The organism is Marinobacter suaedae, from assembly GCF_030519635.1.
Classification (GTDB): Bacteria; Pseudomonadota; Gammaproteobacteria; order Pseudomonadales; family Oleiphilaceae; genus Marinobacter; species Marinobacter suaedae.
Map to the genome: position 1 here is coordinate 224,647 of NZ_JAUMIS010000001.1, position 20,974 is coordinate 245,620.

19 protein-coding genes and 3 tRNA genes are annotated in these 20,974 nt (G+C 57.0%); 8 read left to right on the top strand and 14 right to left on the bottom strand.

The features are described 5' to 3' along the window. Positions 1-53: 53 nt before the first annotated feature. Positions 54-1,394 (bottom strand): acetyl-CoA C-acetyltransferase, encoded by a 1,341-nt coding sequence (locus tag QVZ43_RS00930; RefSeq protein ID WP_302908514.1) that lies wholly within the window; start codon positions 1,392-1,394, stop codon positions 54-56. 168 nt (positions 1,395-1,562) lie between these two features. On the opposite strand from QVZ43_RS00930, the gene QVZ43_RS00935 reads away from it, so the two are divergent. Then, positions 1,563-2,969: a 3-oxoacyl-ACP reductase gene (locus QVZ43_RS00935; protein WP_302908515.1), complete on the top strand. Its 1,407-nt coding sequence runs from the start codon at positions 1,563-1,565 to the stop codon at positions 2,967-2,969. A gap of 42 nt (positions 2,970-3,011) precedes the next feature. Here QVZ43_RS00935 and QVZ43_RS00940 read toward each other — a convergent pair. The 6 genes from QVZ43_RS00940 to QVZ43_RS00965 form a co-directional block, all read right to left on the bottom strand. Continuing rightward, positions 3,012-3,087 (bottom strand) — tRNA-Val (locus QVZ43_RS00940). Between the two features lie 8 nt (positions 3,088-3,095). Then, a tRNA-Asp gene (locus QVZ43_RS00945) sits at positions 3,096-3,172 on the bottom strand. Between the two features lie 43 nt (positions 3,173-3,215). After that, positions 3,216-3,291: transfer RNA gene (locus tag QVZ43_RS00950), tRNA-Val, on the bottom strand. A 200-nt stretch (positions 3,292-3,491) separates the two neighbouring features. Beyond that, positions 3,492-3,743 (bottom strand): hypothetical protein, encoded by a 252-nt coding sequence (locus QVZ43_RS00955; protein ID WP_302908516.1) that lies wholly within the window; start codon positions 3,741-3,743, stop codon positions 3,492-3,494. 91 nt (positions 3,744-3,834) lie between these two features. After that, a complete protein-coding gene (locus QVZ43_RS00960) occupies positions 3,835-4,722 on the bottom strand; it encodes a DUF2846 domain-containing protein (protein ID WP_302908517.1) in 888 nt (295 codons plus the stop codon). 135 nt (positions 4,723-4,857) lie between these two features. Beyond that, on the bottom strand, positions 4,858-5,814 hold the full coding sequence (locus tag QVZ43_RS00965) for a coiled-coil domain-containing protein (RefSeq protein ID WP_302908518.1): 957 nt from the start codon (positions 5,812-5,814) through the stop codon (positions 4,858-4,860). 172 nt (positions 5,815-5,986) lie between these two features. Between QVZ43_RS00965 and purE the strand changes: the two genes are divergently transcribed. The 6 genes from purE to QVZ43_RS00995 all read left to right on the top strand — a co-directional run bounded on the left by purE (position 5,987) and on the right by QVZ43_RS00995 (position 13,180). Then, positions 5,987-6,478, top strand: coding sequence for a 5-(carboxyamino)imidazole ribonucleotide mutase (gene purE / locus QVZ43_RS00970; protein ID WP_223793912.1), 492 nt, complete (start codon positions 5,987-5,989; stop codon positions 6,476-6,478). Positions 6,479-6,511: 33 nt separating this feature from the next. Further along, entirely contained in the window at positions 6,512-7,630 is a 1,119-nt protein-coding gene (locus QVZ43_RS00975) for a 5-(carboxyamino)imidazole ribonucleotide synthase (protein ID WP_302908519.1), read from the top strand. 69 nt (positions 7,631-7,699) lie between these two features. After that, the gene (gene sodB / locus QVZ43_RS00980; protein WP_223793914.1) at positions 7,700-8,278 is read left to right on the top strand and encodes a superoxide dismutase [Fe]; all 579 of its coding nucleotides are present in this window, start codon (positions 7,700-7,702) and stop codon (positions 8,276-8,278) included. A 253-nt stretch (positions 8,279-8,531) separates the two neighbouring features. Continuing rightward, a complete protein-coding gene (locus tag QVZ43_RS00985) occupies positions 8,532-10,589 on the top strand; it encodes a putative bifunctional diguanylate cyclase/phosphodiesterase (RefSeq protein ID WP_302908520.1) in 2,058 nt (685 codons plus the stop codon). 24 nt (positions 10,590-10,613) lie between these two features. Further along, on the top strand, positions 10,614-11,201 hold the full coding sequence (locus QVZ43_RS00990; protein WP_223793916.1) for a LemA family protein: 588 nt from the start codon (positions 10,614-10,616) through the stop codon (positions 11,199-11,201). 11 nt (positions 11,202-11,212) lie between these two features. After that, positions 11,213-13,180 carry a M48 family metallopeptidase gene (locus tag QVZ43_RS00995; RefSeq protein ID WP_302908521.1) on the top strand — a complete coding sequence of 656 codons (1,968 nt, stop codon included), beginning with the start codon at positions 11,213-11,215 and terminating at the stop codon, positions 13,178-13,180. On the opposite strand, the gene gspD is transcribed toward QVZ43_RS00995, so the two are convergent. The 6 genes from gspD to QVZ43_RS01025 all read right to left on the bottom strand — a co-directional run bounded on the left by gspD (position 13,170) and on the right by QVZ43_RS01025 (position 19,733). Further along, positions 13,170-15,128, bottom strand: coding sequence for a type II secretion system secretin GspD (gene gspD / locus QVZ43_RS01000; protein ID WP_223793918.1), 1,959 nt, complete (start codon positions 15,126-15,128; stop codon positions 13,170-13,172). The two genes, QVZ43_RS00995 and gspD, sit on opposite strands and share 11 nt — an antisense overlap. 32 nt (positions 15,129-15,160) lie before the next feature. Beyond that, positions 15,161-16,009: a type II secretion system protein N gene (locus tag QVZ43_RS01005; RefSeq protein WP_420890881.1), complete on the bottom strand. Its 849-nt coding sequence runs from the start codon at positions 16,007-16,009 to the stop codon at positions 15,161-15,163. Positions 16,010-16,012: 3 nt separating this feature from the next. Then, positions 16,013-16,804, bottom strand: coding sequence for a type II secretion system protein N (gene gspN / locus QVZ43_RS01010; RefSeq protein WP_302908522.1), 792 nt, complete (start codon positions 16,802-16,804; stop codon positions 16,013-16,015). 166 nt (positions 16,805-16,970) lie between these two features. Beyond that, on the bottom strand, positions 16,971-18,623 hold the full coding sequence (gene groL / locus QVZ43_RS01015) for a chaperonin GroEL (RefSeq protein WP_302908523.1): 1,653 nt from the start codon (positions 18,621-18,623) through the stop codon (positions 16,971-16,973). A 74-nt stretch (positions 18,624-18,697) separates the two neighbouring features. Beyond that, positions 18,698-18,985: a co-chaperone GroES gene (groES, locus tag QVZ43_RS01020; RefSeq protein ID WP_011785505.1), complete on the bottom strand. Its 288-nt coding sequence runs from the start codon at positions 18,983-18,985 to the stop codon at positions 18,698-18,700. Positions 18,986-19,184: 199 nt separating this feature from the next. After that, a complete protein-coding gene (locus tag QVZ43_RS01025) occupies positions 19,185-19,733 on the bottom strand; it encodes an FxsA family protein (protein ID WP_223793921.1) in 549 nt (182 codons plus the stop codon). A gap of 125 nt (positions 19,734-19,858) precedes the next feature. On the opposite strand from QVZ43_RS01025, the gene QVZ43_RS01030 reads away from it, so the two are divergent. Further along, positions 19,859-20,620: an SDR family oxidoreductase gene (locus QVZ43_RS01030; protein WP_302908524.1), complete on the top strand. Its 762-nt coding sequence runs from the start codon at positions 19,859-19,861 to the stop codon at positions 20,618-20,620. Between the two features lie 45 nt (positions 20,621-20,665). Here the strand turns inward: QVZ43_RS01030 and QVZ43_RS01035 are convergent, their stop codons facing one another. Beyond that, complete coding sequence (locus tag QVZ43_RS01035) at positions 20,666-20,971, bottom strand: MGMT family protein (protein ID WP_302908525.1); 306 nt, start codon at positions 20,969-20,971, stop codon at positions 20,666-20,668. Between the last annotated feature and the right edge of the window lie 3 nt (positions 20,972-20,974).

Consider the following 20,974-nt stretch of genomic DNA (forward strand, 5'->3'; position numbering starts at 1 on the left):
ATGATAAGGGGTGGAGCGGCCACTGTCAAAGCCAATTTCATGTTATCTGCTAATTAACGCTCCAGAATCGCTGTAACACCCTGACCACCTGCCGCACAGATGGAAATCAGGCCACGGCCACTCCCTTTCTCCTCAAGCAGCTTCGCCAACGTTGCCACGATCCGGGCGCCGGTTGCCGCAAACGGATGCCCCGTTGCAAGACTGCTGCCCTTAACATTCAGTTTAGCCCGATCGATGCTCCCCAGAGGCTTATCCAGCCCCAGCTGGCTCTTGCAAAAGTCCGGATCCTCCCAGGCCTTAAGGGTCGACAGTACCTGAGAGGCAAACGCCTCGTGAATTTCGTAGAAATCAAAATCCTGCAGGGACAGCCCCGCCTTCTCCAGCATTCTGGGAACCGCATAGGCAGGTGCCATCAACAGCCCTTCGCGCTTGTCGACGAAGTCCACCGCCGCCACTTCCGAGAAAGTCAGCCACGCCTTGACCTCCAAATTGTTGGCCTTGGCCCATTCCTCGCTCGCCAGCAAAACACAGGAAGCGCCGTCCGTGAGCGGTGTGCTGTTGGCTGCGGTCATGGTGCCATTGTCCCGGTCAAAGCAGGGCTTCAGCGTTGCCAGCTTTTCCAGCGTGGTGTCCGGGCGCAGGTTATTGTCTTTCGCGAGGCCGGCCAACGGGGTCATCAGATCGGCGAAAAAATTCTCTTCATAGGCCTTAGCCAGTTTCTGATGGCTTTCCCAGGCCAGCTGATCCTGATCTTCGCGCGGGATCTGCCACTTGTGCGCGGTAACCTGGGCATGATCGCCCATGGACATTCCGGTGCGGGGCTCGCCGTTTTCCGGCACCTCCGGGACCAGATGTTTCGGGCGAAAACGACCCAGGATCTTCAGCCGCTCCGTCGCTGATTTCGCACGATTCAGGTCCAGCAGAATTTCCCTCAGACCTTCCCCCACACCGATGGGGGCATCAGAGGTCGTGTCGGTACCACCGGCAATGCCGCACTCAATCTGTCCCAGAGCAATCTTGTTGGCCACTAGAATAGTCGCCTCGAGCCCGGTACCACAGGCCTGCTGAATATCATAGGCGGGCGTTTCCGGCGCGAGACCGGTGCTGAGTACCGACTCCCGAGTGAGGTTAAAGTCCCGGGAGTGCTTGATAACGGCACCAGCAACCACCTCCCCCAACCGTTTGTCCTGCAGGTCGTATCGGTTCACCAGCCCTTGCAGGGCAGACGTCAGCAATTCCTGATTCCCCAGTTTACTGTAGACGGTATTGGACCGGGCAAAGGGCACCCGATTCCCCCCGAGAATGGCCACCCTGCGAATCCCCCCCTTTGCCGCAGAGTCAGTGCGGCGCGGCGCACGGGTTTTCTTTTGAGTCGATTTCGATGCCTGTACCATGACCACTCTCCCAAACTGGTTGAATTAAGGGCAGTCTAGCCGCTGACTGCCACCGCTCATTGGCATACCTGACATAGGCGTTAACCCATTGAGTCAATACAAATACCGCGAGACGATTTACTCTTTAAGCAAGTTCAGCGCTCAACTCCACACAAGAAGGAAGCATTCATGTCGGACCTTTACTTGAGACTTGCCAACACTCCGCTGGGGCAGACAGCGGTCAAAAGCCTGGGGCTGCCTTCCCCCGTGCCACTCACGCGCCTGCAACGTCCCGACCAGCCGTTTATCGAGGGCGATGTGCTCATCGGTGCCGCCAATGGAACCAAAGCGGTAGCGAGCCTGGGCCTGACGATCTCTGCCAGCCCTGCCAACCTGTTCTTCGCCTCCGGGGCCGAATCTCTTGGTGACTCGGAACAGGCCGGAAAAAAAGCCAAAGCACTGGATCTGTCGGCGCCGATCGAAAACGCCTTCAAAGCTCTGGTCTTTGACGCAACGGGCATTAAAAATCCTGATGAACTCAAGGCACTCTATGCTTTTTTCCACCCTACCATCAAAAAGCTTTCTGCAAACGGCCGCGTGCTGATTATCGGCCAGACACCCTCAAGCTGCAGAAAACCCGCCAATGCAGCAGCACAACAAGCGCTTGAGGGATTCACCCGAAGTGTTGGCAAGGAAGTAGGAAAGAAGGGCTCAACCGCCAACCTGATCTGGATCGCGCCCGGCACAGACCAACACCTGGACTCCAGTGTTCGCTTCTTCCTGTCACCCCGCTCTGCCTATGTTTCTGGTCAGACCGTGCGTATTGGAAAATCCGACCTCGCCCCGGCGGTCAGCCAGGTGAAACCGCTGACCGGCAAAGTAGCCCTGGTCACCGGCGCGTCCCGTGGTATTGGCGAAGCCATCGCCCAAACTCTGGCACGGGACGGCGCCACCGTCATCGGACTGGATATCCCTCAAGCCCTGAATGAACTGCGTGCGGTCACCGACGCCATCGGCGGGAAGGCCTTTGCCTGCGACATTACGGATGCTGCCGCGCCCAATCTGATCGCGGATTTCATTGCAGAACACTTCGAGGGTATCGACCTGGTGATTCACAACGCTGGTATCACCCGGGACAAAACACTTGGCAACATGCCGGAACATTTCTGGGACATGACGATCGCCGTCAACCTGAGCGCAGAAGAGCTCATTGATGAAGAGCTGCAGAAGCGCAAACTGATGCGCGATAACGGGAGGATTGTCTGTATTTCATCCATCAGCGGCATCGCCGGCAACTTCGGCCAGACCAACTATTCGACGGCAAAGAGCGGCGTTATCGGGTACGTGGAATCCATGGCCAAACATCTGAAGAACGGGGTAACCATCAATGCGATTGCGCCGGGTTTCATTGAAACCCAGATGACGGCGGCCATGCCGCTGACCATTCGTGAGGCCGGTCGGCGAATGAACAGCCTGTCCCAGGGTGGGCAGCCCATTGATGTGGCAGAAGCCATCGCCTGGTACTGCAGCCCGGCTTCCAACGGCGTTAACGGCAACGTCGTTCGGGTATGCGGTCAGTCTCTGATAGGGAAGTAATAACGAAAAAAGGCGGACCGATTGGTCCGCCTTTTCAGAATATGGTGGGTGGTACTGGGATCGAACCAGTGACCCTCGCCTTGTAAGGGCGATGCTCTCCCAGCTGAGCTAACCACCCAGAAAGAGTGGCGGAGCGGACGGGACTCGAACCCGCGACCCCCGGCGTGACAGGCCGGTATTCTAACCAACTGAACTACCGCTCCGCATCGATCCGGCTTTGAGCCTGATCTTGGCATCCCATGAAAGTGGTGGGTGGTGCAGGGATCGAACCTGCGACCCTCGCCTTGTAAGGGCGATGCTCTCCCAGCTGAGCTAACCACCCACTTCGCAGCCAGTAAACCAGCTTGAATCATGGGTTTCACTTGTGACGAACAGGCTGGCCAGCGGGCCAACGTTGTTGTCTCAACCAAGTGAGACGCGCATTTTAAGCATTTCCCTGAGCGTGTCAAACGTTTTCAGGAAAAAATTGAAAAAAACTTCCAAGCCCTTATTTTTGGACACTTTTCATCCGAAAGGAACACATTACCCCTTAGCTTTGGACCGCTGCTTCACGACTTTGAGCTCGGGCTTCCCCTGTCCCGCCTCCCTGGCTTTTCTGGACAGCGATAACTCACTCACCCGCGAGCGTCGCTTTTCCGGAACCGCTTGATTGGCCAATGAACAGTTCACGTCATCAAGCCATTTACGCATGTCGGTCCAGGTGTCTTTCAGCTTGGGCAGAAGGTCCCCGGCAATTCTTCCGTAACGGTCTGCAATCGATTCCTTCAATGTCATGGTTGCGCTTTCTCAGCAATTAAGCCAAATCCAGTTTAGTCACCCGAACCAGGATCGACAATAGTCAAGCCGCAGCGCTTCTCTGATACTGTCAGAAGATCCACCATCCGCCACCAGACTCGAGTTCCTCCTGGCGCTCCCGCTCTTCCTCAAGCTCTACGTAGGCAGCTTCCAGCTCCTCAATCTTACGATCTGCTTCGAGCGAACTGCTGGAACCAAAAGGCCAGTACCAGGGATTTTCATAGTACAGCCCCTGAGCTTTCAGCCGTTCGATTTCCACCTCACGCTCTTCCTCCAGCGCCGCCATTGCGCGCTCGTAATCGGTGTCTTCGTTCACCTCAACAATGGATGTCGCCGCGTGGTTTGGTGCCAGCATGTCACTGTTCAGAAAACGGGTTGAGACAATCTCGCTCTCGCCCATGGCGTAATCCCGGGTTACCCACTGCAGATCACCCTGAGCCAGTGGGTGTTCAGAATCCATATCAGGATGAACACTCTCGGGCTGACTTACTTCGCTGTAGCGCAGGTAATAGATGCGGCCAGCTTCGACATTGAGCTTTGCATCGACAATCATGCTCAGCGCAAAAGAACCCATACCTTCGAGACCGAGTAACGGGCGCCGCATATTGATTTGACGCTCCCCCGGTTTCACCTCAAGCCAGGTAAAGCTGTCATTGCGGAAGTTGAAGTAGTGCTTGTCGTCAATGTAAACACTGGGGGACTCGATTTCGTCGCCGGCCCACCGGGAGTGAGGTCGGTAAAAGTAGATCAGCGCGTTCTTGCGATTCCACTCATCGTTAGGAATATGCACAAAGTCGTGGCCGGAAACAGGGTGCACAAAGCCACCGACACTTTTACCGATAGACTGATAGATCTTGCAGCCTGACAGGGAGATCAAGGCCAGCACGAGAAGCACCCTGGCCCACCCATTTCCGTAGCCAGCAATCGCCCGGAGAGCCAGGAGAATTCGATGTCTCATTGTTGTTCACTCTTCATCCTTCCGCGAGTTGACTGATGATACCAACTGGCTCAACGGAGAAATGAGAGCTACCGCAAGGGATGAATACAAACCGTTACATTGGCGCATTCACCCCTGCGTACAAGCCGGGCCAGCTTAATTGGCGACGGACTGAGCCCGAAGTGCATTGACCTCCTCAGACAGACGAACCAGCCTGGAGGTAAGCTGGGCTCTCGATGAATCAATAGCCTGAACCGTCCGCTCCAGACTTGCCACCTCGCTCTGCAAGGCCTGGACGGTGTTTTGACCTGCAGCGGCACTGGTTTTCTGTTCAAGCGCCGACAAACGACTTTCGACCCCGCTGGCCGACAGTTTCTGCTCCTGCTCGAAGCGTCGAATACGACTTTCCACCAACTGGTCTACCTCAGCCATCTGCTGGGTTAGCCCGGTCAGCTGGGCGGTCAGCTGTTGAGCAGCCTCTTCAAGGGACGCAATAGAAGCCTGGGCCTCATTCTCCAGCGCGGAGATATCAGCCGCCAATGACGCTTTCGCATTCTCCACGGTGGTCTGCAATGCCCTCCGTGCTTCAACGTCTTCCGCGAGGCGCTCCTCAAGCCCGCTCAACTGCTCCTCATGCTCATTCAGGCGTGCCTTGTTGCGCTCATTAGCCACCACCCAAAGCTTTCTGATCTCGCTGTTGGCGGCTTTCAATCCAGACTGGTTCGCCGCAATCTTCTCACCCAGCGTGGCACCACTCTGCTCAAGTGTCTCGCCGGTTTCGGATAACTCCCCTTCTACCCGCGCCAAGGCAAGCGTACTCTGGCGAACCGAGTAGTCTGCTTCTTCCAACTGACCCTCCAGCGCCTTGATGCGCTCATTCTGTGAGTACCAGCCTGCGACCGCAGCGCACGCCAGGCCAACAAACAGAAGCCACAGCATAACCATGCTGCCCTTTCCGCCATTGGCTGTTCGCTGGCGTGCCGGCTTGTCGGCATTTTCCTTACTGGCCCGGGATGCCGCCTTTACCTTGCCCGGGGTCGAGTTATCACGTTCCGCCGTGATCTTCGGGGCCTCAGCTCGGAGTTCATCGTCATCGGGGCGAATGGGTTCCATTGTTTCTCCTCAGAATATGGAGGTTTGTCTAGACTTTATGGTTGATAATACATGCACATAACCCCTTGGGGAATCTACGGACGGGACCGCAGGCCGGCGGCACGGGCAAGTTGCGCAGACTCTGACCAACCCATACAATGGCCGGCTTTCAAATTATTGGGGACTGTCTTTTATGCAGCCGCTTGTAGGACTGATCATGGGGTCCAAATCCGACTGGCCCACCATGGAACACGCCGCGACCATGCTCGAGAAGCTGGGCGTTGCGTATGAAACGAAGGTTGTTTCGGCTCACCGAACGCCGGATTTGCTGTTTGACTACGCCAAGACTGCGTCATCCCGTGGCTTGAAAGTGATTATTGCCGGTGCTGGCGGCGCCGCTCACTTGCCGGGCATGGTGGCGTCCCAGACGGCACTGCCAGTGCTGGGTGTCCCCGTGCAGTCCAAGGCACTGAATGGACTCGATTCCCTGCTGTCTATCGCCCAGATGCCCGGCGGTGTGGCCGTTGGCACTCTGGCCATTGGCAAGGCGGGAGCAACCAATGCAGGCCTGTTGGCCGCCCAGATTATTGGCACGTTTGACGGGACGGTGCAGCAGGCTGTTGAGGATTTCCGCAACACCCAGACCCAGGCCGTACTCGACAACCCCGATCCCCGGGAAGACTGACCCTTCCAGCCCGAACAATGGCAGGAGAAAGACATGAGAATTGGTGTTCTTGGAGCTGGCCAGCTCGGACGCATGTTGGCGCTCGCCGGTTATCCGCTGGCTAAAACCTTTGTGTTCTACGACATGTCCGGAAACCCGAGCGCGGGCCTGGGCGAAGTTATCATCGATCGGGACGGCAGTTACCAGGATGATTTTCTGTCGCGCGTCGACCGGGTCACCTACGAATTTGAGCATCTGCCGGTGGAAGTCGCCGAGAAACTGGCCAAAGAAAAGCCGGTTCACCCCTGCCCCCGCGCCTTGCAGGTTTGCCAGAACCGGGAGCTTGAAAAGACACTGTTCGGGGAGCTGGGCATCCCAACGCCACAGTGGAAGATCGCAGACAGCGCAGAAAGCCTGAAAACAGCGGCCGAAGCCCTTGGCTGCCCGGTTGTGGCCAAATCCATCACCGAAGGCTACGACGGTAAGGGACAGGCGGTCCTGAAGAACCCGGAAGAAGCCGAAGCGGCGTGGGCCTCCATTGGTCATCCCCGGCTGATCGTTGAGAAGTTTGTCGAGTTCAGCCGCGAAGTGTCCATTATTGCCGTTCGCTCAGAAGATGGAGACGTGGCTTTCTACCCTATGGCGGAAAACACCCACCATGAAGGCATACTGCGTTACTCCATAGCACCGGCACCCGGTTTGAGCAGGGATGTTCAGGAAGAAGCCGAGCGCTACATCCGCGCCCTGCTCAATGAACTGAACTACGTTGGCGTACTGACCCTGGAACTGTTTGAGACCGCGAACGGCCTTGTTGCCAACGAGATGGCGCCTCGAGTTCACAACTCTGGCCACTGGACCATCGAAGGCGCCATGACCAGCCAGTTCGAAAACCACATCCGCGCGGTAAGCGGGCATCCACTGGGCAGCGTTGAAGCCCGTGGACTCAGCTGCATGATCAACATCATCGCCGAACACGGCGAGATCGACCGCATTCTCGAACTGCCGTACGCCCACGTTCACCTCTACAATAAGGGGGAACGACCGGGCCGGAAGCTGGGCCACGTCAACATTCTGGCCGACAGTTACGAGGAGCTCGTGTGGCGGGTTCGCAACTGTGCCCAGTTCCTGCCGGGCAGTCCCGAGTTTCAAAGTTCCTTAACCGCGAAGGGTTGATATAAGTCAATTCGCCCTTATAGTTGCGCAGTGAACATTCACTCAAAGAGAGACAGGGAGAACGACCTCATGGCATTTGAACTTCCCGCATTGCCGTACGAAAAGAACGCGCTGGAACCGCACATTTCCCAGGAAACCCTGGAGTACCATTACGGCAAGCATCACAACACGTACGTCACCAAGTTGAATGGTCTGGTTGACGGCACCGAGAACGCCAACAAGTCTCTTGAAGACATCATCAAGAGCGCCAGCGGCCCTCTGTTCAACAACGCTGCGCAGGTCTGGAACCACACATTCTACTGGCACTGCCTGAGCCCGAACGGCGGCGGTGAACCGACCGGCGCTGCGAAAGACGCGATCGAAAAAGCATTCGGCTCTTTCGAAGCGTTCCAGAAAGAGTTCAACGACAAGGCCGCCAACAACTTCGGTTCTGGCTGGACTTGGCTGGTCAAGAAAGCCGACGGAAGCGTAGCTATCGTTAACACCAGCAACGCCGAAACGCCGCTGACCGGTGAAGACAAGCCGGTACTGACCGTAGACGTTTGGGAGCACGCGTACTACATCGACTACCGCAACTCTCGCCCGAACTACCTGGAAGCGTTCTGGAAGCTGGTCAACTGGGATTTCGTGAACGAAAACCTGGCCTGATCGACTTCTCGCTCTGGCTTTGGCGGCCCACCGGCCGCCTGAAAAAACGCCCACCTCGTGTGGGCGTTTTTTGTATGCGAGCACAACGAAAACCAAACAATTTGATACACGCAATGGCTACATACTCTGAAAAAATCACTGATACTTAAAGCAGTTACGCGCGCTTAATAACGAAAAAGCCTGAATAAAGCACAACTGGTTCTATGCCAGTCATCGCCGGCCCGCGCGCCAAACCGATAACCGATGGCCCTGAATGAACAGCAAGCTCAATATTGAACAGCGCCTTGGCGATCGCATTCTCTGGTGGCTGCTGACCATCGCGCTGCTCTGTGGTTTTGTTATCAGTGCGGCCCAGGTTCTTGTCGATGCCAGGCGCGTCTCCAGCGATTTGGAGACGCAGGCCACGGAAACCATCGCGATGGTCGAGGATGCGGCAACCAAGGCCGTCTTTAATATCGATTCCGACCTTGCCGCGCGGGTGATCAAGGGGCTGTTCGCCGCCGACGCCGTCCACCTGGCGAGAATCTCTCACTCCGACGGCGAAACTCTGGCCAGCCATGACCGCCCATTGATGAAGGCTCCCCACCGCGACCTGACAGACTGGATTTTCAAGGCCCAACGAACCTACCAGGCGCCCCTGACCCGTGACGACTCCGACACTGTGTACGGGTACCTTGAGGTTCACTACGACACAGCGCCGGCGGCCAACACCTGGCTCAATCGATCCGTGTTTACCTTTGCCTCCGGCCTGGCGACGGCCGGCATCCTTGGTCTGGCCCTTTACTTTGTCTTTCATCTGCTCCTGGCCCGTCCAATGGAGAAAGTTATCCGGGCCGTCAAAGCGGTAGACCCGGAACACCCGGACGGCCGATTGATTAAGATCCCCAGGGGCCACCAGCGGGATGAGATCGGACTCTGGGTGAATGCCACCAACAATTTGCTGGTCGCCATCGGAGATAGCCAGGAGCGCCACCGGGAAGCAGAAGTTCGGGCCAACCGACTGTCGCAGTACGATCAACTGACCGGCCTGCCTCGCCGGGAAACCTTCATGGAAATCCTGCAAAAGGACATTGAGCAGGCAAGGTCAGATAATCAGGTACTGTCCCTGATGGTCTGCGGTATTGACGACTTCAAGTCCGTGAACGACCAGTGTGGCTTCCGGGTTGGCGACCTGATCCTGCAGAAACTCTCTGATCGCCTCTCCACCACTTTGGGGGGCAGTCGTTTTTCCCTTTCACGACTCGGCAGCGATCAATTCGCCATTCTGGAGAAGGGCATTCAGAACAGTTTCCAGGCGGCCGAGACTGCCGATCAGGTTCTGGCGTGTTTCAGCACGCCGATTACCGCGGAAAGCCAGACCATCAGCATGTCGGCGACCATCGGTGTGTCCATGTTCCCCTCCGACGCAGACGAAGCGGATCGCCTGCTGCAGAGCGCGGAGCAAACCATGACGCTTGCCAAACAGGGCGGCCGGAACCACCTGCAGTTCTACGTGGCCAGGATCGACCAGGAGATTCGCAACCGGAAACTGCTTGAGAAAGACCTGTCAGAGGCCCTCGCCAGGGGCGAATTCCACCTGGTTTACCAGCCCCAGATAGACCTGGAGACCCGACGCATCAGCGGAGCTGAAGCCCTGATACGCTGGAACCACCCATCCAGGGGTTTTGTTCCGCCCGACGATTTCATTCCAGTGGCGGAAGCCAACGGTGCAATTATCGAAATCGGCCAGTGGGTTCTGGAGCAGGCTTGCTGGCAGGCCGCACAGTGGGCCGCCAAAGGTATCGACATCCGGGTCGCCGTCAACCTGTCCGCCGTCCAGCTACAACAGCCCGATATTGTTGAGGATATTCTGGAGACACTGGAGCGCCATAGTGTCCCGGCCGGACGACTGGAGCTGGAAGTGACCGAAACCAGTCTCATGACCAACATGGCGGATGCAGTGGACAAGCTGGAGCAACTGAATCAAGCTGGCATCAGTATTGCCGTGGATGACTTCGGCACAGGCTATTCCTCGCTGACCTACCTGAAGAAGATGCCCGTCCAGCACCTGAAAATCGACAAGCAGTTCATTCGTGATCTGCTGTTGAACGATGATGACACCCGTATCGCCAATACAATCGTTGATCTCGGCCGAAGCCTGAATATGTCGGTGGTGGCTGAGGGCGTGGAAACCGCTGAACAGGAATATTACCTGAGCCAACGGGGTTGCCGCCTGGCACAGGGCTACCACTTCAGTAGACCAATACCAGCCCGTGAATTTGAGACTTTCGTCCATCGCTTTCACGGGCAATTTGCCGAAAATAACGTCTGACCCTCTCACCATACAGGAGCTGCAATGGGTACTACCTTGATCGGCCTTATTGTTATTGCCGCCGTCGTGTTCTACCTGGTTTTCATCTACAACCGACTGGTTGCCTTGAGAAACCAGTTCAAGAACGGCTTTGCCCAGATTGATGTGCAACTGCAGCGCCGACACGACCTGATCCCCAACCTAGTGGAAGCCGCCAAGGCCTACCTCAGCCACGAGAAATCCACACTGACACAGGTTATGGAAGCCCGCCATAATGCCGTCAGCGCCCAGCAGGACGCGGCAAAAGACCCGAGCGACAGCACCAGGATCCAGCGTCTCGGCAGCGCCGAAAACCTGCTCACCAAAGCGCTGGCTAATTTCTACGCGGTTGCGGAGAACTACCCTGAACTCAAAGCCAACGAAACCATCCAGCAGTTGATGGAAGAGCTTTCCAGCACCGAGAACCGGGTCGCTTTTGCCCGCCAGGCCTACAACGATGGCGTAATGACCTACAACACCTTCCGCGAACAGTTCCCCAACAACATCCTTGCTGGCATGTTTGCGTTCAAGGAAACCGCCCAGCTCGAACTGGAGTCCCCAGAGGCTCGCCAGGCTCCGAAAGTCTCTTTCTAAGGCGCTGATTTATGGCGCATCAGGGATTTTTTCAGCGCCAGGCCAAGGCCCGGCGCAATACCGGCCTTTTGGTGATTCTCTTTCTGACGGCCGTCGTTCTGATCACGCTGGCCGTCTGCCTGGTCGGTTACTTTGTAACTCGCAGCGAATCCAGCCACCTCGCCTTCCATGACTGGCTGCTATCGAATCACGGCCTGATGACCAGTGCCGTTGTCGTGGGCCTGATTGGTATTGGATCGCTGGTCCGATGGATTGATCTTGCCGGCGGAGGCACGCGCGTCGCCAGAATGGTGGGAGCCCGTCTCATCGACCCGGATACCCGTGACAGCGACGAGCGCCGACTCCGCAATATCGTAGAGGAAATGGCCATTGCCAGCGGCGTACCGGTGCCAGAGCTCTACGTGATGGATCGGGAGACCGGAATCAACGCCTTTGTGGCCGGCTACGCCCCCGGCGAAGCGGTGATGGTGGTTACCCATGGCGCCATTACCCAGTTGAGCCGGGATGAACTTCAGGGGGTCATCGGGCACGAGTTCAGCCACATCCTCAATGGCGACATGAGAATCAACGTCCGGCTGATTGCCTTGCTAGCCGGCATACTGATGATTGGCCAGATTGGCGGATTCCTTATTCGCTCCTCTTTCTACAGCAGCCATCGCTCATACCGTTCGTCCAGAGATGGCCGGGGCCAAATGGCGATGGGCGCGATCGGCCTGGCTTTGATGATCATTGGCTATGTCGGGGTTTTCTTTGGCCGCCTGATTCAATCTGCCGTATCCCGACAAAGGGAGATGCTCGCCGATGCCTCATCCGTTCAGTTCACACGAAATCCAGACGGAATTGGGGGAGCCCTTTACAAAATAGGACTCAAAGGCGGCTATCTGGATACCACCAGTCACGCGAGCGACATGAATCACATGTGCTTCGGCGAGAGTGCACGAATGAAGTTTTCGTCACTGCTGGCTTCACACCCGCCCATTGAAGAACGCATCAACGCCATCCAGCCTGGCCTCATGGCCCGGTTACGCAGCCGGTTCAGGGACAGTCGCGCGGGCGAGGATCTACGCAGCGCGGGTACTACTCCCACCCCGCCCCAGGCGGCGGGCTTTGCCGACTCGGGCCCGATCCCCTATCGGCCAACGAGTGCCACCGAAACTGAAAGCGCCCAAAACGAAAAGCGGCTCTCTGACCGGGTCGGTACCGTTAACCCTCAGAGCGAGGCCTTCGCCATTCGCTTCCTGGACCGACTGCCGGAGAGCTTTCGGGACCAGCTTTACACCCGAACGGGGGCCGTTCAGCTCTGCTATGCACTGCTGGTTTGTGAGCTGACGGAGAAACAGCAAAAGACACGCCTCGAGCTGATTCCGGAGCACCCGGTCCTGGGGGCTCAGCCTGAGGTACAAATGCTGCTGATTCCAACGATTCGGGCTGCCGGCCACGGAATTGGCTTTCCTGCCCTGGAACTGGCGATGCCAGCCTTGCGCAAGCTGGATCCGGACGAGCGCAAGATATTGCGGGCAAACGTTCAGAAGTTGGTGGCCGCCGACAAAAAACTGTCGTTGTTCGAGCTGGCCATGACCAGCTTTCTGTGGCGCCACCTGAGCGACGGGGCAAGCCGGGAAGTCCGGGTTCGATATCGAAACTACCGCCAGGTAGGGCCGGCCATTCAGAGACTGCTGAGCCTTCTGGCACGGGCCGGCACCAACAACAGCAACGATGCCGAGGCACTCTTCACGCGGGTCATGAGTGGCTTTTCAGCCAACCCCGATGAGCACTTGATTCTTGAGAAGGTGGGCATGCGGCAACTGCGGGAGGCATTGATGATGTTAAACGGGCTCTCTCCCCTTTTGAAGCCGGCAATCATTGACGCCTGCGGCGATTGCATCACCCATGACGGGAAAGTCGATCCCAGAGAATACGAGCTGATGCGACTCATTGCCGACCAGCTCGACTGCCCGATGCCTCCGCTTACTCGCTGATCTCCCGGAGACGTTGCCGACGACGTCCGTCGAACAGGACATCCACTTCCGGGTTGATTTCTGCTTTGGGCAGTTTGAGCTGCTCACGCATGTCCAGATTGATATCCCAGAGTTCGTTGAACTTGTCGTCGGTAACAGCCACGGCTTCCAGCTTACCCAGCATGATGGTCGGGCGCAGGAAGACGAGCAGGTTACGCTTGGTACGTCGTTCCGATTCAGAGGAGAACAGACGACCAAGGAACGGAATGTCACCCAGCAGGGGCACCTTGCTCTTGATCACCTGGAAGTCGTCGCGGATCAAGCCACCCAGGACAATGGTTTCGCCGTCGTCGGCCAACACCGTGGTTTTGATTTCACGTTTGTTAGTGACGATGTCAGAGGCGTTCTCAACACTGTCTGCCACGTTTTCCGTGGACTGCTCGACCACCAGTTTCACCAGGCCATCGGCACTGATGGTCGGTGTTACCTTGAGAGTCAGACCAATATCCCGACGCTCAATGGTGGTGAAAGGATTGGTGGTTCCATCACCAGATACCGTGGACTCCCCGGTCCGGAACGGAACGTTCTGACCCACAATGATCTCAGATTCCTGGTTATCGAGGGTGATGATACTCGGCGTGGACAACAGGTTCGCCGCTGCCGATGTGGACAAGGCTTGCAGGAGCACGCCCCAGGTGAGACCGCCCTTGTCCTCTTCGCCAATACCGATGGTGATACCACCCGCGGCAGGAGCGATGGGCGTTTCTGCTACGATGGCACCAATCACTTCGCTCAGGCTTCGGCCGACGTTATCGAAGCTGGTTGCGGCAAGCGGCGTCGAACCGCCAGAGCGGTCACCCACGGCCGCCTGGACCCCAAGATCCTGACCAACCTCGTCACTGATCTCCACGATGGCCGCTTCAATCATCACCTGCGCACGGCGCACATCCAGACTGGCGACAATCTGTTCGGCTTCCTGCATCAAGGAAGGCTCACCGCGAACAACCAGTGCGTTCAACCCCTCGTCGGCGAACACCGCGAAGTTGGCACTTGGCTTGGCGGCGCCCGCTTTACCGCCGGATTCTTCCTCAACGACCTGCCCCATTACACCCTTGAGGATTTCGGTCATGGTCTTCGCATCAGCATGCTTCAGACGAATCACCTTGGTTGTGCCGCCGGTGGCAGACGGCTGATCAAGCTGGCGAATCAGGCCTCGCATCTTGTCCCGGAAGGTTTGATCGCCACGCAGAATTAACCGGTTGCTACGCTCGTCGGCGGTGACACTGTACTTGCGTGAGGCATTTTCGCCACCACCTTTGCCAAGTTCTTCCGGCGCCAGCTCCTGCAGCAGGACAACCATGTCGCCTACCCAGGCCTCATCCAGCTGAATGACTTCCACCTCGTATTTTGACGGACTGTCCAGTTCCCGGACGATCTGTTCAATCCGGCCGATGTTGGATGCGTGATCACTGACAATCAGCGCGTTTGCAGCAGCGACGCCGGCCAGGTGACCATACTTCGCCACCAGTGGGCGCAAGATGGGCACCAGTTCGAGCGCATTGGCGTTATCAATCTGGATAACCCGGGTAATCAGTTGCTCAGACGGCGTCGCGTCGAACCGGGTCAGAGATTCGGCAGATTGCTTGGCATCCACCTGTTGGACAACCTTGATCACCTCTTCGCCCGGAATGGCGGTGAAACCGTGCACGTTCAAAACAGCGAGGAACAGGTCGTAGATTTCGCTCTTGTTCATCGGCGCGCTGGAAAGAACGGTGACCTTCCCTTTAACGCGAGGATCAACCACAAAGCTGTAGCCGGTAATGTCGGCTATCTGAGTCACAAAGGCCCGGATGTCGGCCTCTTTGAGATTGAGCCGCCAGGTTTCTTCCTGTGCATGAGCCAGGGACATCAGCGGCAGGAGGATGAGAAAGGCTACAGCCCGCAACAAGTTGGTTTTATGATTATGCATGTGGCGAATTCGTCCTGTATCTAGTAACCCGATCAGCGCCATTGCTCGGGTATTGCAAAACTAATGGTTAGAAAAGAACCGTCACGTTCGATTTCAATGTCGAGCTGAGCCTGGTCCCGCCAGCTGTCAAACAACGACTTATCCTGTTCAATATCGCCAAGGATTTGCCCATTGATTGATGTGATGACATCACCAGCCTGTAAGTTCACTGCATTCAGCATGGCGTTGGAACCGTCATAGACATAGCCGGGTTGACCGCTGTCGTCCGCAGGACGCAGTCCGTAGGCGTTGAGTGCGGCTGCACCCTCGGTGTCTAGCTGGGCGCGAGCCTGATCCAAAAAGGCGTCGGGCGAGGATTGTGCCGGCTGCTCCGGGGTTTGTGCAACCAGTGTCTCGGAATCATCTTCAAAGGTCAGCGACTCGTATCGCCCACCTCGTCGAATCAGTATACGGCCCGCTTCAACCTCGGCCAGTTCGACGTTTCCCGGTAGCATATCCCCAACGCGATAATGCCCGGTTTCCCCGTTGCTTCCTGCAACTATAGCACCGGAGTCTTCCGGACGCTGACCCAACAACACCCCCTCCAGTCGCAACCGGAGCTGCGTTTCAGGCGCCGAACGTTTGACTACCTCGGAGACACCCTGCTGTTGTTCCGGGCGGCCAAAAAATTCGAAACTGGCCATGGGTGCTGACAGCGCGGATCCACCACCGTTGTTACCACCGTCAAGAGCCGTCGGTGTAGAAGGTACAGGGCGCTCATCCCAGATTAACAGCCAGGTGACTTTGGCCAACGCTAGCGCCAGATAGATGGCCAGCCCCACGAGCAAAACGTTGGCCAGCGCCCTGGATAAACGGGTTTGTGCTCTTAGACTCATCGCCATAATTTAGCGAGCCCCCGGCAGCAAGGGCTGCCTGACGCGGAAAATAACATCGTCCGGACTGGCGGTATCCGGCCACGGTTGCTGGGCCAGATCCACCATGCGTTTGTAGACCCGCACTTCGAGCATTCCGTTCCAAAGAACATTCGCCTCTGCCGCTGGCCCACTGCCGTCCTGCTCTTCAACAATCAGTTCGATTCCGCCCTGGGTCGTATCCAGTTCAGCCTGCATCGGTGGGAACCTGGCCTGGCCGGTCTGGTTACCCATGGGCCAGCTTACCTGGCCTCCGGGCCAGCGCCCGATACCGTCAGCTCTCTGAATCCGGTTGTCGGCCCACAACACATTCAGACGGTCGATCGTCACGTTGCCTTCAATCATTGCTCCGCCGCTGCGGCGAATCAGATCCTCAAACTCACTCACCACGACCCGGCCACGGGCATCCAACTCGGCAGAAGCGGGCCAGCCAATCGTAACATTACCTTCCAGCAAAGATTGTGATGAAGCAACGGAAATATCGACGGGCATACTCAGATCGGTGAGCGACGGCAGCCCCAATTCCCACGACACACGAAGAGGAAAACCGGCCACATCCAATCCCGCGGCACCATCCCAGATCTGGCCGGACACCTGACGAACATTGACCTGCTGCGGCAGCTGAACCTGATTCGACACCTGACTCCACACCCAACCAGCAGGTACCCAGACCAGTAACGCGCCCAGATAGACAACGGCAGCAAGAAGGACCAGCAGCAGGACCTTACCGAACCGGAAAAAACGCTTGGGTGGGGCTTCGTTCATTCAACAACACGCACACAATAGACAGGCCATCGAGTCTATCAAAGGGGCGCTTCAAGTTCATGAGAAAAAACAAAAACCCTGCGCCAGTACCAACCAGCGCAGGGTTTTTTCAGGGTCCGGCGAACCACACACTCAGGTCATGAGGCGTGGTCGGGATCAGGACGGCTTACATCATGCCGCCCATGCCTCCCATTCCGCCCATGCCGCCCATGTCCGGCATTGCAGCGCCACCTTTGTCTTCCTCAGGCTCATCAGCAACCATCGCTTCGGTGGTGATGATCAGGGAAGCCACGGAAGCCGCTGCCTGCAGAGCGGAACGAGTCACCTTGGCAGGATCCAGGATACCCATTTCCAGCATGTCGCCGTACTGCTCGGTGGCGGCGTTGAAACCGAAGGCGCCTTCGCCTTCGCGTACCTTGGCCACAACAACAGAAGACTCACCGCCCGCGTTGTAAACGATCTGACGCAGCGGCGCTTCCATGGCGCGACGCAGGATGTTCACGCCCGCTTTCTGCTCTTCGTTGATGGCATCAACGGCGTCCAGAGCGGCGATTGCACGGATCAGGGTGACACCACCACCGGCTACGATACCTTCTTCAACCGCAGCGCGAGTAGAGTGCAGGGCGTCTTCAACGCGTGCCTTCTTCTCTTTCATCTCTACTTCGGAGCCGGCACCAACCTTGATCACGGCAACACCGCCGGCCAGCTTGGCTACACGCTCCTGCAGCTTCTCCTTGTCGTAATCGGAGGAGCTTTCTTCGATCTGCTTGCGGATCTGCTCAACGCGCGCTTCGATATCAGCCTGGGCGCCAACACCATCGATGATGGTGGTGTTTTCCTTGGTGATGTTGATGCGCTTGGCGTTACCCAGATCGTCCAGAGTAGCGCTTTCCAGAGACAGACCAACTTCTTCAGAGATCACGGTACCGCCGGTCAGGATTGCGATGTCCTGCAGCATTTCCTTACGACGATCACCGAAGCCAGGCGCCTTGACCGCAGCAACCTTCACGATGCCACGCATGTTGTTGACAACCAGAGTTGCCAGCGCTTCGCCTTCGATGTCTTCAGCGATGATCATCAGCGGCTTGCCAGCCTTGGCGACGGATTCCAGAACCGGCAGCAGCTCGCGGATGTTGGAGATCTTCTTGTCGACCAGCAGGATGTACGGCTCGTCCAGCTCGGCAGACATGTTGTCCTGGTTGTTGATGAAGTACGGGCTCAGGTAGCCGCGGTCGAACTGCATACCTTCAACCACGTCCAGCTCGTCTTCCAGGCCACGGCCTTCCTCAACGGTGATAACACCTTCTTTACCTACACGCTCCATGGCGTCGGCGATGATCTTACCGATGGTTTCGTCACCGTTGGCGGAAATGGTGCCAACCTGGGCGATGTTGCGGTTGTCGTCGCACGGCTTGGCCATGTCACGGATCGCCTTAACGGCTTCGGTGGTGGCCTTGTCGATGCCGCGCTTCAGGTCCATCGGGTTCATGCCGGCAGTCACGGCCTTGATACCCTCGTTGACGATGGACTGAGCCAGAACGGTTGCAGTGGTGGTACCGTCACCCGCGGTGTCGTTAGCCTGGGAGGCAACTTCTTTCACCATCTGGGCGCCCATGTTCTCGAACCTGTCTTTCAGTTCGATTTCCTTGGCCACGGAAACACCGTCTTTGGTGACGTTCGGCGCACCAAAGGATTTTTCCAGAACTACGTTCCGGCCTTTCGGGCCCAGAGTAACCTTAACCGCGTCCGCCAGTACGTTGACACCTGCGACCATGCGTTTACGGGCGCTATCACCAAATTTAACGTCTTTTGCTGCCATGTTTACTATTCCTGTTCTTTAAACCGAGATTGAATCAAACGGATCAATAAAGTCTCTTGCGAATCGCGGCGCGATTACTCGAGCACGCCGTAGATGTCGTTCTCGCTCATGATGAGCAGCTCTTCGCCGTCAACCTTGACGGTGTTACCGGCATACTGGCCGAACACAACGGTGTCACCCACCTTGACCGCCAGCGCACGGGTTTCACCGTTATCCAGAATGCGACCGTTACCCACTGCGATCACTTCGCCCTGGGACGGCTTTTCCTTGGCATTTCCCGGAAGAACGATTCCACCAGCTGTTTTCTCTTCTTCTTCCTTTCGGCGTACGACGACACGATCGTGTAGCGGACGAATTTTCATTGCTCGTTGTCTCCAATAGTCAGATTAATGTGGCAATGACATTTGCTGTTTAAAAGGTCAGACCTGCAACGCAGGGTCCGGCCAAAATGCCCGACCGGCTAAGCCACTGTGTTTTCAATGGTTATCGGCCTGAAGCTAACTTGTGCATCTTATGTGGGGTTGGCCCGTAGCTTTTCAACACCCGCCGGAAAAATTTTTCTCATTTTTTTTCGATGCGATCACGATCCGCCTCGGTGCTGTCACTGTACTCACCTTCGATGATGTCCCCGTCCTCATCGAAACGGCTTTTCCGATCGAACGGGCTCTGGCGACCAAACGGCCCGCCCTGCTCACCAAACGGGTCCCGCTCGAAGGGTCCCGGTCCGGACCGGAATTCGAAGTGGCTGCGCTGGCCGGAAATCACCATGCGCTTGAGCGCTTGAGCAGCAAACCAATGACGGGTGACAGGGATCAGGCACAGGAATCCGATGGTGTCGGTAATAAAGCCCGGCGTCAGAAGCAAAGCCCCACCAACGGCCAGAATCAGCCCTTCGGCTACTTCCCGGGCAGGCAACTCACCGCTGTTGAGACGCTGGTTGGCACGAAGCAGCGTCGCCAAGCCCTGCTGCCTGAGCAACCAGGCACCGATGACGGCAGTCAGAAGGACGAGACCGACCGTATTAAGAACACCGATAACACCGCCTACCTTGATCAGAACCGCCATCTCGGCGATCGGCATGACGATGAATAAAAGGAGGAAAATAGACATGGGATACCTGCATTCAGGCTGTGGGGTTTGCGGCGTCTGATATACTTGGCAGCCTTTTTATCTGTAAGGCAGCCTCCCCTTGGCTCGCCGCGCGATCAACTTACTATCCTACGTTAGGGCGAAACATGAAACTTCAAGATTCGGTCATCGCGATCACCGGTGGCGGCCAGGGCCTGGGACGATCGATGGCAACATACCTGGCGGGGCAAGGCGCCAGACTGGCTCTTATCGATCTCGTACCGGAAAAGCTCGAACAGACAGTCACCGCTTGCAAACAAGCCGGTGGCGATGCCCGGGCCTACGTATGCAACGTTGCCCGGGAAAAGGACGTGGAGGAAACCTTTGCGGCCATCAACCGAGATTTCGGCCAGATCGATGGCCTGGTCAACAATGCCGGAATACTTCGCGATGGGCTGATGGTAAAAGCGAAGGACGGGGATATCATCAAGCGCATGAGCCTAGCCGAATGGCAGGCGGTGATCGACGTCAACCTGACCGGGGTATTCCTGTGCGGGCGCGAGGCAGCCACCCACATGATCCGTAACGGCAGCGGAGGCGTTATCATCAACATCTCCTCCATCTCCAGAGCCGGTAATATGGGGCAAAGCAATTACTCATCGGCCAAGGCTGGCGTCGCCGCACTGGTACCCGTGTGGGCGAAGGAACTTGCCCGGCACAATATCCGGGTGATGGGTATTGCACCAGGCTTTATCGAAACCGAGATGACCGCCTCCATGAAACCCGAAGCTCTGGAACGGATGACATCGGGCATTCCGCTCAAACGGATGGGACAGCCACACGAGATTGCGACCACCGTGGATTTCATCTTTGAAAACGATTACCTGACGGGGCGCATGATTGAAGTGGATGGGGGCTTGCGAGTTTAAGACCGGAGATTACGGGGTAAGTGAATGCTTGCCCCTGAGAAAAAACTAAGACCACTGAAACCGGCCCATGGCTACCCTGCCCCGGACAACCTCCACACCTTCCCGCTCAAGCAACGAGACCTGTTCCCGAAACTTGTCGGAACCTTCGGGAAACGCGATCTGCCCATTACTCCGGATCACCCGATGCCAGGGCACGACGTGACCAGCTGGCAGCTTACCCAGGGCCCGACCAATGTAACGAGCCTGCCGCCCGAGACCGGCCATGCTTGCCACCTGACCATAGCTGGCAACCTTGCCTTCGGGAATGGCCATGACCACCAGCCAGATTGCCTGATCTTTTCCGGCTTCCAAAGC

Coding starts and splice junctions, on each gene's coding strand:
- QVZ43_RS00935 (WP_302908515.1), top strand. CDS start 1,563: ATGTCGGACCTTTACTTGAGACTTGCCAACACTCCGCTGGGGCAGACA.
- QVZ43_RS00990 (WP_223793916.1), top strand. CDS start 10,614: ATGGGTACTACCTTGATCGGCCTTATTGTTATTGCCGCCGTCGTGTTC.
- QVZ43_RS00960 (WP_302908517.1), bottom strand. CDS start 4,722: ATGAGACATCGAATTCTCCTGGCTCTCCGGGCGATTGCTGGCTACGGA.
- QVZ43_RS00965 (WP_302908518.1), bottom strand. CDS start 5,814: ATGGAACCCATTCGCCCCGATGACGATGAACTCCGAGCTGAGGCCCCG.
- groES (WP_011785505.1), bottom strand. CDS start 18,985: ATGAAAATTCGTCCGCTACACGATCGTGTCGTCGTACGCCGAAAGGAA.
- QVZ43_RS00985 (WP_302908520.1), top strand. CDS start 8,532: ATGAACAGCAAGCTCAATATTGAACAGCGCCTTGGCGATCGCATTCTC.
- QVZ43_RS00975 (WP_302908519.1), top strand. CDS start 6,512: ATGAGAATTGGTGTTCTTGGAGCTGGCCAGCTCGGACGCATGTTGGCG.
- QVZ43_RS01030 (WP_302908524.1), top strand. CDS start 19,859: ATGAAACTTCAAGATTCGGTCATCGCGATCACCGGTGGCGGCCAGGGC.
- QVZ43_RS00955 (WP_302908516.1), bottom strand. CDS start 3,743: ATGACATTGAAGGAATCGATTGCAGACCGTTACGGAAGAATTGCCGGG.
- QVZ43_RS00930 (WP_302908514.1), bottom strand. CDS start 1,394: ATGGTACAGGCATCGAAATCGACTCAAAAGAAAACCCGTGCGCCGCGC.
- QVZ43_RS01025 (WP_223793921.1), bottom strand. CDS start 19,733: ATGTCTATTTTCCTCCTTTTATTCATCGTCATGCCGATCGCCGAGATG.
- gspN (WP_302908522.1), bottom strand. CDS start 16,804: ATGAACGAAGCCCCACCCAAGCGTTTTTTCCGGTTCGGTAAGGTCCTG.
- gspD (WP_223793918.1), bottom strand. CDS start 15,128: ATGCATAATCATAAAACCAACTTGTTGCGGGCTGTAGCCTTTCTCATC.
- sodB (WP_223793914.1), top strand. CDS start 7,700: ATGGCATTTGAACTTCCCGCATTGCCGTACGAAAAGAACGCGCTGGAA.
- QVZ43_RS01005 (WP_420890881.1), bottom strand. CDS start 16,009: ATGGCGATGAGTCTAAGAGCACAAACCCGTTTATCCAGGGCGCTGGCC.
- purE (WP_223793912.1), top strand. CDS start 5,987: ATGCAGCCGCTTGTAGGACTGATCATGGGGTCCAAATCCGACTGGCCC.
- groL (WP_302908523.1), bottom strand. CDS start 18,623: ATGGCAGCAAAAGACGTTAAATTTGGTGATAGCGCCCGTAAACGCATG.
- QVZ43_RS00995 (WP_302908521.1), top strand. CDS start 11,213: ATGGCGCATCAGGGATTTTTTCAGCGCCAGGCCAAGGCCCGGCGCAAT.